The 17,009-nt window shown below is 34.6% G+C and carries 10 protein-coding genes and 1 pseudogene; 7 read left to right on the top strand and 4 right to left on the bottom strand.

Annotation, left to right across the window (positions count from 1 at the left end; all coding sequences use genetic code 11):
* The first annotated feature begins 774 nt into the window (after positions 1 to 774).
* Positions 775 to 1,563 carry a pentapeptide repeat-containing protein gene (locus F6K23_RS28075; protein ID WP_293161897.1) on the top strand — a complete coding sequence of 263 codons (789 nt, stop codon included), beginning with the start codon at positions 775 to 777 and terminating at the stop codon, positions 1,561 to 1,563.
* 1,411 nt (positions 1,564 to 2,974) lie between these two features.
* Here F6K23_RS28075 and F6K23_RS28070 read toward each other — a convergent pair.
* The 3 genes and pseudogenes from F6K23_RS28070 to F6K23_RS28060 all read right to left on the bottom strand — a co-directional run.
* A pseudogene (locus F6K23_RS28070) lies at positions 2,975 to 3,694 on the bottom strand (transposase); the annotation flags it as partial.
* 867 nt (positions 3,695 to 4,561) lie between these two features.
* Positions 4,562 to 5,629 carry a glycerate kinase gene (locus tag F6K23_RS28065; protein ID WP_293161895.1) on the bottom strand — a complete coding sequence of 356 codons (1,068 nt, stop codon included), beginning with the start codon at positions 5,627 to 5,629 and terminating at the stop codon, positions 4,562 to 4,564.
* A gap of 490 nt (positions 5,630 to 6,119) precedes the next feature.
* Positions 6,120 to 6,452 (bottom strand): DUF565 domain-containing protein, encoded by a 333-nt coding sequence (locus tag F6K23_RS28060; protein ID WP_293161893.1) that lies wholly within the window; start codon positions 6,450 to 6,452, stop codon positions 6,120 to 6,122.
* A 604-nt stretch (positions 6,453 to 7,056) separates the two neighbouring features.
* Between F6K23_RS28060 and F6K23_RS28055 the strand changes: the two genes are divergently transcribed.
* From F6K23_RS28055 to F6K23_RS28030, 6 genes are all read left to right on the top strand, one after another.
* The gene (locus F6K23_RS28055) at positions 7,057 to 7,593 is read left to right on the top strand and encodes a hypothetical protein (protein ID WP_293161891.1); all 537 of its coding nucleotides are present in this window, start codon (positions 7,057 to 7,059) and stop codon (positions 7,591 to 7,593) included.
* Between the two features lie 533 nt (positions 7,594 to 8,126).
* Positions 8,127 to 10,199 carry a glycosyltransferase family 39 protein gene (locus F6K23_RS28050; RefSeq protein ID WP_293161889.1) on the top strand — a complete coding sequence of 691 codons (2,073 nt, stop codon included), beginning with the start codon at positions 8,127 to 8,129 and terminating at the stop codon, positions 10,197 to 10,199.
* Positions 10,200 to 10,317: 118 nt separating this feature from the next.
* Positions 10,318 to 10,734, top strand: coding sequence for a hypothetical protein (locus F6K23_RS28045; RefSeq protein WP_293161887.1), 417 nt, complete (start codon positions 10,318 to 10,320; stop codon positions 10,732 to 10,734).
* Between the two features lie 58 nt (positions 10,735 to 10,792).
* On the top strand, positions 10,793 to 11,131 hold the full coding sequence (locus F6K23_RS28040; protein ID WP_293161885.1) for a four helix bundle protein: 339 nt from the start codon (positions 10,793 to 10,795) through the stop codon (positions 11,129 to 11,131).
* Between the two features lie 74 nt (positions 11,132 to 11,205).
* Positions 11,206 to 11,706: a transposase gene (locus F6K23_RS28035; RefSeq protein ID WP_293161883.1), complete on the top strand. Its 501-nt coding sequence runs from the start codon at positions 11,206 to 11,208 to the stop codon at positions 11,704 to 11,706.
* A 317-nt stretch (positions 11,707 to 12,023) separates the two neighbouring features.
* The gene (locus tag F6K23_RS28030; RefSeq protein ID WP_293161881.1) at positions 12,024 to 12,497 is read left to right on the top strand and encodes a hypothetical protein; all 474 of its coding nucleotides are present in this window, start codon (positions 12,024 to 12,026) and stop codon (positions 12,495 to 12,497) included.
* A 1,080-nt stretch (positions 12,498 to 13,577) separates the two neighbouring features.
* Here F6K23_RS28030 and F6K23_RS28025 read toward each other — a convergent pair.
* Positions 13,578 to 16,967 (bottom strand): hybrid sensor histidine kinase/response regulator, encoded by a 3,390-nt coding sequence (locus F6K23_RS28025; RefSeq protein WP_293161879.1) that lies wholly within the window; start codon positions 16,965 to 16,967, stop codon positions 13,578 to 13,580.
* Positions 16,968 to 17,009: the final 42 nt, after the last annotated feature.

Here is a 17,009-nt window from a genome sequence, read left to right as displayed (position 1 = left end):
TAGCATCGGTGTTATTCAGTATTTAAGTATTTAAAGATAAGAGTTTATATTGTAGGGGCGCAATTGCGAAGCCCATGCCGTCAGGCTATATGGCCATTCGCCCTTACCCATTGTATGACAATCGACAGAATTATATTACTCCGAAGCCAACAGATTTGATATAATAACGACACCAGAAGGAGAATAAATAGTAAATACAATGGTTAAAATAAAAAGGTCTAGTACTTGATGTAAATAGATTCATAAAACAACAAGATAAGGTTGATAAAAAACCAAAATTTCAAGGAGTTAAAACCGATTGAAGAGTAAAGATAAAAACTATACCGAAACAGAAAGCAAGAAAAAAAATATTTGGCAATAAATGTTTAATTAGTAATATCAAATATCTCAAAACCTGATTCTGTCATAAAATTACGCAACTATAGTAATCCTAAATAGGTTCTGAAAATTCAAAAACTAGAAATAAACTCCGAAATTTTTGCCTATTCTCCATTACCCATTTCCTATTTCTTATTCCCTATTCCCAAAAAACAGCAATATTTTGGACATGAATAAAATTAGATTGCTATATGTTTGGCATTGCAAGTAACCTAAAGTCAAATGATCAAGGCACTTTATTAATTTTTGGAGATGTCTATTGTTTTAAATTTGTCGGTCTAAAAAATTTGGATGTATGATAAATTAAGCAATTATCTATATAAGTAGATAGACAAAATTATTTGTATATTTACTACTCAGATATATTTGATGTTCTCTGATTCTCAAATACTGAATATGAAATTGACAATATTAGCAATCATAATGATTTTATCCCAACTTGGCTGGATAAGTTCAGCAAAAGCAGCTAACCCAGCAGCTATTAGAAGACTATTAGAAACTAATGAATGTTCGGGGTGTGACCTTAGTAAAGCAAACTTATATAATGCTAATTTGATTGGAGCTGACCTTGAAGGTGCAAATCTTGAAGGAGCAAATTTATCTGGGGCAAATCTTGCTGTTACTAATCTTATTGGTGCTAATCTTTCTAATGCCAATCTCTCTAGAGCAAAAATGAATGATGCAGATCTTCGAGGTGCAGATTTAACAGATACTTACCTAGCTCATGCTAATTTATCTAGAGCTTATCTGACAGAAGCAACTTTAGAAAATGCAAATCTATTTGAAGCTAATTTGATTGAATCTGTTGTTAGTGGGGCTAATTTCTCTAATGCAAATTTACGTCAGTCATATTGGTTTAGAGCTAATTTAGAAAATGCCAATATGAGTGAGTCTGACCTTTTTAATGCTGATATGCGTCAAGCAAATTTGAAAGATGTAAATTTTTCTAATGCGAACCTTGCTAAAGCAAAACTAATTGAAACAAATATAACTCTTGCTAATCTTAGTGGAGCTAATTTAGAAGGGGTTAATTTGCGTGGTACAACCATAGGTCCAAGTGTATGTTTACTAACTAATTTTATTGCTTGTGCTCCAGAAAAAATAGTTCCTGAAGTAGTTCCTGAAGTTAGTCCTAAAGTAGTTCCTGAAGTTCAAGAAGAAGATAAAGAAAAGGTTTATAAATAAATAGTTTGGAGTCAATTCAGTTATATGTTAGCCTCCTCCAGAGGAGCTGTGAACTTCAATTATCAGTATCGCCTGAAATAGGAAGGCAAGAAAATGCAGAATTTTCTTTTTTATCCCTTTAAAAGGGGAGGTTTGATAACTTATTTTTGCGGTAAAACTAATATAAAGTTCTAAGTAGTTTTAGGATGGTCAGTGTTGAGGTCGAGGAAATGAAAGAAACTGAATTTTTCTCATTGCTTACCATCCTACAAGATTATATATTTTTCATTTCACGTTCTCTTCGCCAAAACTTTAAATCCCACATTCCGCACGACAAACATACTACAGTACCTTTTTCCACGAAGATGGTGGAACACAGATTCTAATATTAAGAATTATAGTCAATAGTTAATGTAGTATCCCACATTCCGCACGACAAACATACTACAGTACCTTTTTCCACGAAGATGGTGGAACACAGATTCTAATATTAAGAATTATAGTCAATAGTTATGTAGTATATATTTATACTTAAACCTTGCTCGTAATGCCTGTAATGTAAAAATCTGAGCAATAAATACCTGACACTACAAGCTAGACCTGCGGAATGTCGGTAGTATGTATTTATACTTAAACCTTGCTCGTAATGCCTGTAATGTAAAAATCTGAGCAATAAATACCTGACACTACAAGCTAGACCTGCGGAATGTCGGTTAAATGAATAGTAATAAATAACGAGTGCCACTACGCGGAAGTAAAAAGTAAAAAGTATTGATTTGTAATTGTTTTAGGATTTTGTAACTGGTCAGTTATTTCCGCCATCCTACACGAGGGAGCAGAGGAGTTATGCCAAATCTTACGCATTTTTGCTACATATTCTTGAGAGTTGGTAGTAGGAAGCAGGGAAATGAGGAATAATACTAATTCCCACGCATTAGTGCTATACTTGGGCAATACTTCAGTTGTCAACTAATCAGCACAAGCTAAATCACTTTGCATGCTAATTTTAGTTCGCTAATCTTGTTAATTATTCTTATGTTTGCTTCTCCCTGTACGGACGCCCTTATGCAACGTCCCTACCCACTCCCCTACTTCCCCTCCTGGGAGGGGGAGGGGCGAGGGGTGGGTCTCCTGCTCAACAAAATGTAGAAAAGTTTTTGAGAAATGGTATAAGATATGTTCACTTTATGTCTATAATCTCTAAAAAGATTACCAAATAATTAAGGTTTAAAACTTCTCTTTTAAAGGAGAAACAAGCGGTCGATCTTCGGAGCTTCCCGTAGGGTGGGATGGCGAGGTCTCCTCGCCATATCCAATCGACCAAGAGAGAAAAAATTTTCATCTCTTTGTCAATCCTCTTCTTTTCAAGGAGAGGTAATTTTTATAGCGGTTTTCACAAAGGTAGACTACAGTAAAAATTCATATAGCAATCCTAAATTGGTTGTGGCAAAATTCCATACAGAAAAAGTTTTGGGAAATCGAATATTTGACCATAGCGCAAAAAACTTAAATAGCCACTTAACTACTTTAAAAGAACTGCAAAGATGATAGAATTGTCTGATGAAATTTTTGGCTTGTAAGCAAATATCTTCAACGGGGTTTTGCTCCGGGGAATTCGGGGCAAATTTTGTACAATTTATCAACCATTTATCTTCTGCTAAGTCTTGATTAATTGTCACTAAATATTCTCGAAATTCCTGATAATTATGATAACTTGCTCCATCCCAAAATATTGCCAACCTTTTTCCCGGCCTTCGCGCTTTGCAAATACTTAATAAATTCAATGGTATTTTCCGTATTTCCACTCTTATATTCTTGCACAATAAATTCTTTGCTTTGATAGTCTAATGGTTCATAATAAGTCTGTCTTTCTTTTTCATTTTTGAGCGGGATTTCTATTATTTTATCTGTTCTTCCCCAAGCATAACCTAATAGATCCCCCCATAGCAAATGACATTCGTCACTTCCGAAACACTGTCATGTTTCCTGCTTCTATTTCCGGTTGCCATTTGGCTAACAATTCCTCTATTTATTTTTTTTTTACTTGCACTAATTCATCATTTTTAGCGGGATTCTTATGCGCGAGTTTTTTCCAACTTATTCCTGCTTCTTTGAGTAAGTTATAATAAATTTGATTAGATTCAAATATAATTATTAATTATTAATTTTTGAATGAACCTTACTTCTTATTTAATAACTGAAGTGTTGAAGAAGTATAGCATTATTTTTGGGGATTGGTATTAAGTAGAACATGGTAAATTTTGGGCGCTATGTATCAAATTGTAAATTAGTTCAAAAGTTCATATTCATTGCCTTTAGGGGTTTTTTGATTAAAAATGTGACGTCTTTTTTCTAGCTTGCTCTACTTATACCATTTCTCCATGAAGTTGCACTTAATATAAAGATGAGAATAGTAAGTTTAATAAGGTCTGAGCAACAATTATTAAGCGCATTGTTACAGAGAAATGGTATTAGAGTCAGGAGCAGGGAAGAACAGGAGAAAGTTTTTTTATAGCAGTAGAAGAAGAAGAAAAGGTTAGGACATATTAAAAGCTTAAAAATCATACTAATTTCATAAAATATTGCTACATTCATCGAAGAGGGATTTGGGAACAGAGGAAAATTAGCATAAAAAAAAAGAGAAAAAAATATTAAATATTGACAATATCTGCAAGTGATAAAATTTTATACTTAAGGTCAAAAATAGAGATTAAGATGTAACTACCTTTTTGAATTTGGTATCAGACAACGCCAGATTTTTCCTTCTATTCTAGATAACTAAACGCTTTCTTCCTTCTTTTATATCGCTTAATTATCTGAACATAATAATATAGCAGTCCAAGGAAAGGTTAGAACAGATAGATAGCTTAAAACTCAGACAACATAAAATTTTTCCTTCTTCCTTCTTCTTTCTTCCTTCTGCTATAACAATCTATTATGTATAGGCAAACATTAGCTATGGTGTCTAAACATTTAACTTAATAGAAATCAAAATGTTCACCAAATAAAGTCTTGTTGCTCAATTTAAATAATTTGGTTGATAAATTTTTCCAATGGAATGATCGAAATTAATTTCTATGATTAAATCTACTAATTCAGTATTTTTCACCAGTGGTTTAATAAATAATTCTGGATGTAATGCTTTCCAAAAATACTCGACAAATTTTTCTATTTGTTCGTCGCTCATTCCCGACTTTCCAGAAGCAATCATTTGTTGTTCTGCTTGTTGTCGCCATTGTTTAGAAAAGCGATAATCAGTAGGGTATAAAACAATTAACTTATGTAAGTTTTGCCAAAGAGGTAGATAGTCTATTAATTTTCGATTCATATCACGGGCAAATTCCCGGTCTGTTTCTTTAATAATAGGTGATGGTGCAACATTAAAAAGTTTCTCAGCAATTGGTCTAACTCCAACAAACCAACCTTCAAATAAAACAATATCAACTTTACTTACTATCTCAGGTTCGATTCTATCTCCAGCACCATTAAAAAGAGACTTATTAAACCTAGGAATTGGAATTAAATTATCGGAACTTTGAGATTGACGTAATTTATCTAAAGTTTCTATTCCTAAACTAACATCATGGGTTCCTGGAGGACCGCGCCAAATTAATCGGGAATCTTGTTTTTGTAATAGTTGACGTTCAGCATAGGTTTTATAAATATCATCAATAGAAATAGCTATTGTATTGTAGCCAAGTTTATCTAAAATCAAGATTAAAATTTTAGCCAGAGTCGTTTTACCTGTTCCTTGTCCGCCTAAAATACCTTGAATTAATGGATGACCTAAATTTTGACATTTATCTGCTAATTTTATCCCTAAAGGCAACCAAAATTTCCATAAATTTTCGAGAGTATTATTATCCTTCAAGGGTAATTTATGATAGTCAGTAATTACATATTGAAATACAAGCGATCGCTCTCTAATTACTTCTCTGACATTTTCTGGAGTAATGTTAAAAACTTCGGCTCGTTTTCGGTCTATTAATTCCTGAGTTTCTAATATTTCTAATTCTTTTTTTTCTAGAAACTTTCCTAGCTTTAAAGTCTGTAAAATTTGTACTAGAGATAAATTGGAAAACTCCATAAAAATTAAATTAACTATTGAATAAGGTTGTAGGTTTTAGGTTAAAAAAGTTAACCACCTCACACGATTGAGGATAGTGAAAATATTAATATAACTCTATAGTTTAGGAAATATAAATCTCCAAAAATACTCAAACACCTATCATAACTATCTTTATTAAAGCGATGTAGCTGTCGTACTTGCTCCGCCTTTGATGTCGGCGATAGCTGAAAGGCCACTCATTAATATATTTAACTTGTAAGGTTTTATGGGTATTAAGTAGATAGACATAAATAATTAGTAAAATGGAAATTATTTGGAAATTCAAGAAGTAATTAAGATGGCTTCCTTCCACTCCGTTCGAGTCGCAATGACATTTTAAATTTAATTATATCTACCTATTTAGTAGGGTCATTTCATTCTATATTTTGGCAATGAATTTATTGATTTTCAGACAGCGAAAGATAAATTTATTGCTACCTACCACCTAACACCTTAAGGTAGAGAAAATCTAAGAACCTAATTTGAAAGCTTCTAAAAATAGACCATAAGTAAAACCAATTTTAAAACCATTCAAAATATCTATTCCCAAAGAACGTGCTATTTTACCCTTAATACCATAAGTAAACCAGTTTAATAATTCAGTAATCAGCAAACATATTAAAGCATAAATAACATCTAAGTAACCTTCTTGCCCAGCGATCGTAGAAACCGCAGTCCCAGCAAAATTACCAAATAACAAACTAATAATTAATAGAGAAATTCGACGCCAAGGATTACTCAACCATAGCCTAAACCTTTCAGTAATAACGTTAAATAATTTATTGAGACGGGTATTTTGCATAGATATTATAGATATGAATAAATAAATTTTGAATTTTTGGAATATTTAAGTCAATTTGAAAGTTAAAAATACTGTAAGCATTTCCTGCGGAATGCTGCCCAAATAACCATCAGTTATTAGCTAGCTTCTTGGGTCGGAACTGCGGACTTCAGCCATTAATTTTGGGTGTGTTTAACAATTAATAATTAACAATTACCTCTCCTGAAAAAGAAGAGGATTGACAAATTCATGAAAATTTTTTCTCTCTTGGTCGATTGGATATGGCTCCGAGACCTCGCCATCCCACCCTACGGGAAGCTCCGAAGATCGACTTTAAAGGAGAAGCTTTAAACCTTAATTATTCGGTAAAAGCAATCTTTGAAATTAAGTTTGAATAAAAAATTACTGCTAAAGTCCCCGGACAAAACCTGAGAGGTAATTATTCATTACTAATTGCTGTTAAGGTAGTTCCTCCGAAGAAGTCTAGCTGACTAGCTAATAGCTGAATACTTACAAAATACTCTAGGCAGTCTAACATAGCAAAAGAGCAAGCTGTGATGTATCAGGTTAATTGAATAAAATCAGGGTGCCTAGTTAAAGAATGAAAAGAAAGAATAAAATTCAAATGAAACTTCAACCTTATACACAAACTATTATTACTTTAATATTTTTTTTATTAGGATTAATTATTGGCAGATTTCAGTTAAAAATATTTTGGGAAACAAATAATTCTGAGACATTTTCTGAATCTCCGTTATTAAACATTCCTACTCACAAACCCCTACCAAAATCTCCAACAAACCATATTCAAAAATGTGGTCTCCTCATAACTACTTCTCAATCATCTATGGTCAAAACTGATAAAGGAGCTTTTCGAGTTAGCAACTGTACAGATCGTCCAGTTCGTCTAGCACTACTAGCTAAATCCTCAGACCAATCTTACCAAAAATCTGCTCACTGGGATTTTGCCCCAGGGGAAGGTAGTAATAGAGGATTAATACTTTCTTTGCCAGAAGAAAAATTAACCTTGAAACCAGGAGATATCCTAGTTATCTTTGCCCAAGATGGCTCTCGTTTATACTGGGGACCTTATGTTGTAGGAGAAACAAAATTTCCTACTTGGAATAGAGAAACATTAGAATGGTTGTTAATTTTAAAGTAAGCATTTCCTGCGGAATGCTGCGCAAACAGCACTCAGCTATCAGCTATTCCTACGGAATGCTGCGCAAACAGCTTTATTACCTTTAAAGGAGAAAAAAGCAATTTTATCAAAGCTTCAGAGTGCTAATATCTGGCCTTAATGTAGTAGTAGAAATTAAATGAATAGTTGCTTTATTCATTAGACATCTCCAATAATAAAAAATAAAATCAATTATCACGCAGAAATTATCTATTCTTTCCCCCTATTGCCTACTGCCTACTCCCTCTTTTCTGGGGAGGTATAATTGCTGTTTGCGTAGCATCCCGTAGGGAAGTGCTGACTGCTAATAGCTGTCAGCTAAAAATTCAAGGGTTTAAGTCCCCCATTACATTATATTTATTTATTGGAAAAAGCGCGTGGTGCGTGTTAATGGGGGTTTGTAGATGGGGAGCGACTTTTCTTGAGTATCCCCCATTATACACCTTGAGAAGCTGATAGCTGATAGCTGAGTACTGAGTGCTACTTCAAGACGAACAAAGGATAACTAAATCTGAATGAAATTAATACAAGAATTAGAAATTATCAATTGGTTTAAAACTCAACCAAAAAATCATCTTTTAACATTAGGACTGTCTATTTTATGGCTTTGTTTACTTTCTTGGTTAGCCTTTTTTTGTAATTTGGGAAATATTGGTCTAATTGATGAAACAGAACCACTTTTTGCTGAAGCTGCTCGTCAAATGGTAGAAACTGGAGATTGGATTACACCTTATTTTAATGGAGAAACTCGCTTCGATAAACCACCTTTAATTTATTGGTTAATGGCGGTCGCTTATCATCTTTTTGGTATTAATGAATGGTCTGTGCGTCTCCCTTCGGCAATATCTGGAACTTCTTTAGTCTGTTTTGGATTTTACGTCCTCTACAAATATGGTAATTATCATTTGAGTAATCAGGAATCTACCCCTAAAAATAAGTCTTTAATAGTAAAATTATTAATCGCATGGATTGGTGCTACTACGATTGCCTTAAATCCAGAAACTATTGCTTGGGGACGCATTGGAGTTTCTGATATGTTATTAACAGGCTGTATTTGTTCGGCTTTATTCGCCTTTTTTATCGGATATGCTTCACAAGCAGATAATAAAGATAATGATCGGATTACTCAAGCAAATCATCCTCAGAAGCAAAAAAAATCACAGCCAAAAAACAGCAAAATACTCAGAAAACAAGTTTCATCACGACCAAATAAAAATAAATTATCAATAGCTACAAAAACTCCCAAAATTAACAGATGGTATTTAGCTTTTTATATCCTAATTTCTTTAGCAGTTCTTGCTAAAGGTCCGATTGGAATTGTTTTACCAGGACTAATTATTGGTTCATTTTTATTATATGTAGGTAAATTTGTTGAAGTCTGGAAAGAAATCAATATTTTGCGTGGTAGCTTAATTTTTTTTACTATTACTTTGCCTTGGTATTCTTTAGTCACTTTAGTAAATGGTAAAGAATATATTGAGAGTTTTTTTGGTTATCACAATTTTGAACGTTTTACTAAAGTTGTTAATCATCATGGAGCGCCTTGGTACTTTTACTTTTTAGTCGTACTAATTGGTTTTGCACCTTGGTCTATTTATTTACCAATAGCGATCGCTCAAACTAAATTTTGGCAACGTCGTTATTGGTGCAATAAACCTCGAAATGAACAGTTAAGTCTATTTGCTTTTTTCTGGTTTATTTGTATCTTCATTTTCTTCTCAGTCTCTGCCACCAAATTACCCAGCTATGTCTTACCATTAATGCCAGCAGCAGCAATATTAATAGGGTTATTGTGGAGTGATATTATTATTAATAGAGATTTAGTTCCTAGTCGTAGTCAGACTAATAAAATTGCCAATGATTCCACATCAACTTTTAATACAAGCAATAATTATGTTAAAGGTATTGTCAAATTAAAGAGAAATAATTCTAAATTAATAAGTCACTTTTTATCTGCTTCGATTATCGCCAATATCATTTTTCTGATTATTTTAGCCATAGGAATTATCTTGAGTTTTAACTGGCTAGATGGAGACCCAGCAATGCCATATTTCCCAGAATTAATTAGAAAATCAGGTTTATTGACTCGTGGTGGATTAATCTTAATAACTACAGCAATAGTGGTGGGATTTCTGTTAGTTAAAAAACAAACTTCTTGGATTTGGAGTACTAACTTTATTGCATTAATAGCTTGTTTAATTTTTACAATTAATCCGATGATGTTGTTAGTAGACCAAGAACGTCAATTACCTTTACGTCAATTAGCTCAAACTATTGTTGAAGTCAGAAAACCTGGAGAAGAAATAATTATGATTAGCTTTGAAAAACCTAGTTTAGTTTTTTATACTCAGCAACAAGTAGAATTTTTTCGACGCGCTACAAATGCCAGAGAATATTTAGAGAAAGTTGTTCAGAAAGACTCTTCTGGTAATGTTGTCATGATTGGTTATCCAAAAAAGTTTATTCATGTAGGATTAGAACCTGGGCAATATCAATATTTAGATAGTCGTGGTGCTTATCAATTAGGGAAAGTTCCTAAGAATCTTTTTATGAAGGAGTCAGGAGACAGGAGACAGGAGTCAGAATGAAAGGAGGAAGAAGGAGTCAGGAGACAGGAGTCAGAATGAATGGCAAAAGTTAATTTCTTGGGTTTTTTTTGCTAACTTTATTGAATTAGTAGCTTGTTTAATTTTTACTATTAACCCCATGATGTTTTTAGTAGACCAAGAACGTCAATTACCCTTACGTCAACTAGCTTACCGTATTGTTGAAGTTAGAAAACCTGGAGAAGAAATAATTATGATTGCCTTAGAAAAACCTAGTTTAGTTTTTTACACTAGGCAACAAGTAGAATTTTTCCGACGCGCAACAAATGCTAGAGAATATCTAGAGGAAATTGTGCAAAAAGATTCTTCAGGTAATGTTGTGATGATTGGTTATCCAAAAAAGTTTATTCATGCAGGATTACAACCAGGAGAATATCAATATTTAGACAGTCGTGGTGCTTATCAATTAGGGAAAGTTCCTAAGAATCTTTTTATGAAGGAGTCAGGAGTGAAGAAGGAGTCAGGAGACAGGAGTCAGGAGTCAGGAGTCAGAATGAAGAGACAAAGAAGGAGTTAAAGGAAGAAGGAGTCAGAATGAGGAGAGAACCTGCTAAAAATTTTCAAGATTTAATTGTTTGGCAAAAAGCACATCAACTCGTTTTAGAGTCTACCGCTTTAGCAAAAACTTTCCCAAAGCAGAAACCTACGGATTAACTTCTCAGTTAAGACGAGCATCTGTATCAGTTCCAGCTAATGTAGCAGAAGGCTTTCGGAAAAAAGGGTTAGCAGATAAAATTCGATTCTTGAATATTGCACAAGGTTCCCTAGAAGAAAGTCGGTATTACTTAATTCTGGCAAATGACCTTGAATATGGGGATACAAAAGAACTTTTAATACATTTAGAAGAAGTAAGTAAATTACTAGATTCTTATGTTGCTGCAATTGAACAGCGCAGACAATCTCCTGACTTCTAACTCCTCCTAAAATTCCGTAACTCCCTCCTGACTCCTGACTCCTGACTCCTGACTCCTTCTTCTGGTATTCTGCCATGTCTTTTAACGCCCTCCTTAACCGCAAAGGTCACTTTTGGGAACAAAGATATACCTGTCATGGTTTCCCCAACTCCGACAAAGAAAGAGCATTAAACACCATCCGTTATATTCATGCCAACCCCAAGGCAGCAGGGATGAGAGAAGGCTTTTTCTACGACTTCAGTAACTATGGCACTTACGAACAACTAACCACCGATGGTATTACCCAATGGCATCCCGCCTTCCTTGAATTAGGTTCATCCTTGTCAGAATGCGCCGACTCCTACAAAGGTTTCTGTCGGCGCTACACACCAAGGAAAAAACGAACCAAGAAAAGTGACTGGGGGAAAAGGATATTGAGAGGAATATTGAGTAAAGTTCCCAAGACAAAGGTATCCCCCGGTCAAATTCCTTTACCATTCCTGATAGAGAAAATCGTATATATTACGATTCCAGAGATAGCACAGACAGCCAAGGATTTTATTAAAGCAAATCGTTTGAGCTATTATTACGTTTAGAGCAATATGGGCTTGGTGTAAATATCTCTTAGTCCTGACCAAGAACCAGCAGCTTTCCCTCGGAAAAGAAAATTTCTCTCTAACCTCTAACTTCTGAGTTATGAGATTTTAGAGTCACCAAAAATTAGAAGCTTTTCCTGTGGTTAAAAATTTCTCTAACTCAAACGTTTTAGTTCTGAGATTTTAGAGGAAAACAAAATCAATAATCTCATTTACATTTATTCTTAGGTAACTTGCATAAAATACTCTCTCTATTACTTTGAGAAAGTTACCTTTTTATTAAACACTTACTATTGTCCAACAGTTAAGAAAAAATTATGGGTACTAGAGAAGCATCTTTTTTATTAGGTATCTCTCGTCAACGTTTATTAGTTTTATTAGCTCAAGGAAGAGTTAAAGGAGCCGAAAAAAAAGGTAGATTCTGGGAAATACCAGTATCTTCGAGTGGAATGCCTGTAATAATTCCGGCTCGGCGCGGTCCGAAAGGTATGTGGCGCAAGAGAGAATCTACCACACCAAAAATGATTCATGTCAATCAAAACAAAATTCAAAGTAATAAAAGTAAGCCTCCAACAGAATTGGAAGCTGTAGTGTCAGTTAAGCACGGCGGTAAGAACTATTATGGTTATGAGTTATATATTTCAGGTCCTTGCCAAATCGTCTATCGACCTTACAAACCAGCAAGTTGTGGCGCTCACTTGTGGATTAATACTTTTGATTCTGTGCAATTTATAGATACTAAATCGAATCCAGCTACTGCAAGGCAACCTAGCAAGCAAATTTTTATATAGTTTATTTCGATCTGCACTCTTCTCATCACAAAAGAATATTTATTTGCACTAAAATCTTAACTGACAATAACTTCAGACTATTTTTGCTGTTTACTTATGGGAAATTGTAGCAGGACGTTTACTCTATCTGTATGTAGAAGAGAAAATTTTCATCATCTCATCCGCCTCCTGGAACTTCAGCAAATGAAACGACTTTTGCTCTAGACCTATGGGAAAGAGAAAATTTTCATCATCTCATCCGCCTCCTGGAACTTCAGCAAATGAAACGAACCTTCCTCTATCTGTATGGAGAACAGAAAAATTCTATCATCCAGCTTCGGGAGCTTAAATAAATGAAACGACTCTTCCTCTATCCCCATGGGAAAATAGTCATCTTTAGATGACTTCTGCTATGAGCCAAGAAATTTATTTCTTGGCTTGGCGGTAGACATTGCCACACAACTTTAAACTTTATACCTGACCCGATGGCTAGCCAAGCCAAGAATTTCAATCCTTGGCTAATAGTTTAAGTCATCTTTAGATGACTCAATTATCTACGCCATCTTTTTGTATCGTAGTTAATTAATGTAACCTGATTTGACATCCTCCCGACGCTGACCTGAGGGTACAGCACGGGATTCCCATCCATCATTCAAACAGACCAAGCTGAACAAATGATTCAGGGCGAGTTGACACCTCGCTGGAAAATGCTGGCTTGCCAGTCAGTCTAACGCTTCCTCCGTGTCCGTTTAACGTCTCCGAGTGCCCCTCGGCGACTTGATTAAAAAGCGATAGTAGTCTCAACCTTGGTTTTTGGTTGAGTCACACTTGCATTTTAACAAATTATCTGGAAAACCTCAAGATTGATTGGTTTTCATCCCGACGCTCCCCTACGGGAGAGCGGGGGTCTTCAACCAACGTTGAGATAAGTTAGTTAAGACATTTACAGGACTTACGCAGAGACTCTACATATAGCGATAAAGAATACTATTTACCCCTACAGATGGTGGTTTAAAAGTAAATTTGCGTAAGTCCTGATTTATAAATGCTCAAACTCAGTCAAGGATTACTTCTGATTCTTTACTACCTACTCCCCACTCCCTAAAATATCAACTGACCCTTAATTTCCTCCAATAAATCTACTATTGGTAAATCAGAAGGCAAAATTTTTGTAGCAATCTTGCTCAAGACTAAATTTAGACTTTCTAGCGTCATATTTTTGGGTAATTTATAATCAGAATATTCCAACACTAATATAGGAGGTTTTGTAACTATTTGCTCTAAATCAGATAATGCCTTATCCAAACCAGGTGGTAAATTTCTCCGTAAACAAATTAATAATAAATCCACACTCTGATTTTTCAATTGTGACAAAACTTCAACCCAAGATTTAGCAATTAAACCTTTAAACCCAGAAGTTTGAATATACTGAACTAATACCTGTGTACTATCAATTGGTAATTTTGTTTGTTCACAATATTTCCAACTTTGATTAGCCACTTCTAAATCAGAACTCAAAGCAGGAAAAATCGGAGAACTAAAAGTATTATCTCCTAAGTCTCTCCCCTTTTGCTCAGGAGTAAAATCTGAGAAATTAACAACAGCTTCCTCAGACAAAACATCTGTTAAAGGTACTGTAAAATCCTTAATATTTGCCACATCCATAACTAATATAGTTGGCAGCCAGTTCATACCCGCAGCAATAGAAATTACTTGACACAACGCAGAGGTTAAAGATTCATAATCAAGTTTTGTTTCTGTTAAATTATTGTCATTTTTCTCAAAAGCTAAACAAGGAAACACAGACAATTCTTTCACTTGATTAGCCACTTGAGTAGTTTCAGAATCTAGAGTTACTAAAGGAATAGCTTTTAAAGCAGAATATTGACTGAGTTGATTAATAAATTTAACTGGACTTACTGAATTACTAATTTTTTCAACGAGAATGACATGAGGCTGCCAAATCTTAGCAAGTAAATTTGCTTGAGCTAAATCATCTGCTTCTATTACTGTGTATTCTCCAGGCAAAGAAAGGAACTTATCCTCATAAATAGAACTTTCTTCTGTAGACTGCTGAAACTCATATTTACCTGGAATTAAGCGCAGAAGTACTAACTTTTGATAATGATTTTGTTCTACTGAATCAGGAAATTCTGCCAGAATTTCTTCTAATTCTAATTGTTCCACAGGCAAACTTAAAAACTTATTTGCACCATTATTGATCGCTCGTTCTTTATCCCCTCTAGTAGCAGTTATTACTACAGGAATCTGACAAGTATCAATATCCGTTTTCAGCAGAGTTAATACATCCCAACCCGATAAAAGAGGCAGTAATGGATTAAGAAATATAAATTTTGGTTGTAATTTTCGCGCCTTTTCCACCGCTTCTGTGCCAGAACGTGCAATAACAACTCGATAACCTAAACCTGTTAATTTACTCGTTAAATCTTCAATAAATCTTGGTACTGCTTCAACAATTAAAACTAAACGAGATGAATAATTAATAACAGGTACTTCGTAATTATTAACAGGTAATTTCTTATGTTTTTTTGTACCAACTTCACTTTGCCTAGTAGGAATTAATCCTTGCTCTTTGAGATAATCATTTGTTTCCCATCCTTCAGTTCCTAAATCTTTTGGAGGCGGACTAGGCGGCAAAATTAACGTAAACTCACTTCCTTTACCTTCCTGAGAAATAAACGTCACATCCCCACCATGTAAACGAGCTAAACGTTGAGTTAATACCAAACCTAAACCAGTTCCTTCAAACTGACGAGTTAGAGGATTTTCTAATTGTTGAAACTTCTGAAAAATCAAATGTTGCTTGTTTGCTGGGATGCCAATACCATGATCCCAAACTGTAAAAGTTATCCACTTTTCCCATTTAGCTACTTTCAATCCCATCTTGCCATCCGCTGAAGTAAACTTCAAAGCATTGGATAACAAATTTACCAACATCTGACGCAAACGCAACTCATCTGCAATAAAAATATTTAGACCAGATTCTATTTCCAATGTATACTTTGCGTTTAAAGAATCAGGTAGTGAGGAAGAAGATGAGTCTTGAGGATTTTTATACTGAATTTGTAAAGCCTCTTGAAAAGCACGATCACAAACTTTCTGAATCTCCACAGGTTCAGAGTTCAACTCCATCTGGCCTGTTTCCATGCGAGTCAAATCTAGAATATCATTAACTACAGCCATTAAATGACGACCACTTTGATGAATTAGTTGAGCATAACGAGCTTGACGTTCATTAAGACTCCCCAGAGCTTGCTCCTTCAACAAACTAGATAAACCCAATACAGCGGTTAATGGCGTTTTCAGCTCATGGCTAATACAAGCCAAAAATTCGTCCTTAAGTCGATTAAGCTGAATCAAATCAGCATTTTTAGCTTCCAACTCCTTCGCTATCAAGCGTTGCTCCGTGACATCCTGAGCTAAAATTAATGTCAAGTCAAACAATGGTTGACTACTAAACTGCCATACTCGTTCCTGGCCATTTTTTTGAGGACAAGTACAAAGGTAGGTATTTGGTTGAGTGTAATAACAAAAGCTAGAAGCAGAATTTGACTCTGGCAATTTTGCTCGTTCTTGTAAAAGTGTTGCAGGAGAAAATCTCCAATTAGTTGTAGCTGGACATGATAATGTAATCATATCTTTCACTACTGCTAGAGAATCTGGCATTTCGACTCTTCTGGACTGTTGTTTGATATTTTTGGTAGACAAGTTTACAACAGCATCTGCAATTTCCATCAAATCAGATTCTTTTGTTATCTGAGAACGCCATGCCAGATTTTGCTTAATAATTTCGCCGTCATTGCTCTGTAACATTAGAGGTAGAGGCAGTTTTTCTAAAAGTTCTATGAGTGAATAGAGGTAGGAAGAAGTCTCTGCTGTTGCCTGGGGTTGCAAATTTTCCTTGGCAGTAGGTGTAGGTAAAAACTTCCCAGATGTTTTGATAGAATTTTCTGGAGCAGAGATACAATTTTTGCTACTCAATTTTGTCTCTAGAGCTTGATTTGTAGCAATAAATTCTAGTAGACGCCAGGTATCTAGTAGTCCTAAAAATTTACCTTCCCTGTCTACTACTGCAATAGGTGTACTAGGAGGTGCAATGTCTAAAGTATCAGATTCTTCATTAATTTGCCCTTCTGATTGTGTCTGGAGATATGGCCATAACTCAGTAATAGTTAAATCTGCTGACAATACTCTCAGGCCATTAAGTGTTAAAGAATCTACTTCAGATAGAGGTTGTTGCCAATTCAAAATTAGAGCATCATTTTGATCGGGTTGAGTTTCAGGCTTTAAATCTATATACTGAATTAAATTATGTAAGTAAATTAGTCCTAGTGGTTTGTGCTGATGATTTACTACTACTAACTCATTGTATTTTTCTTTACAGAGAATTGACCATACTACCTGCAAATTTTCTGTGTGTAAGCAGATTGGTATAGAAGATATAAATTTTTTTAAAGTAGTGTAGGCCATTGACATGAAAGTTAGAGCATATTATATGCTGAGAGAAAGTTC

Source organism: Okeania sp. SIO2C9 (assembly GCF_010672455.1).
Lineage (GTDB): Bacteria > Cyanobacteriota > Cyanobacteriia > Cyanobacteriales > Microcoleaceae > Okeania.
The sequence above is the reverse complement of the archived record's forward strand: the minus strand, read 5'-3'. Positions and strand labels throughout refer to the sequence as shown.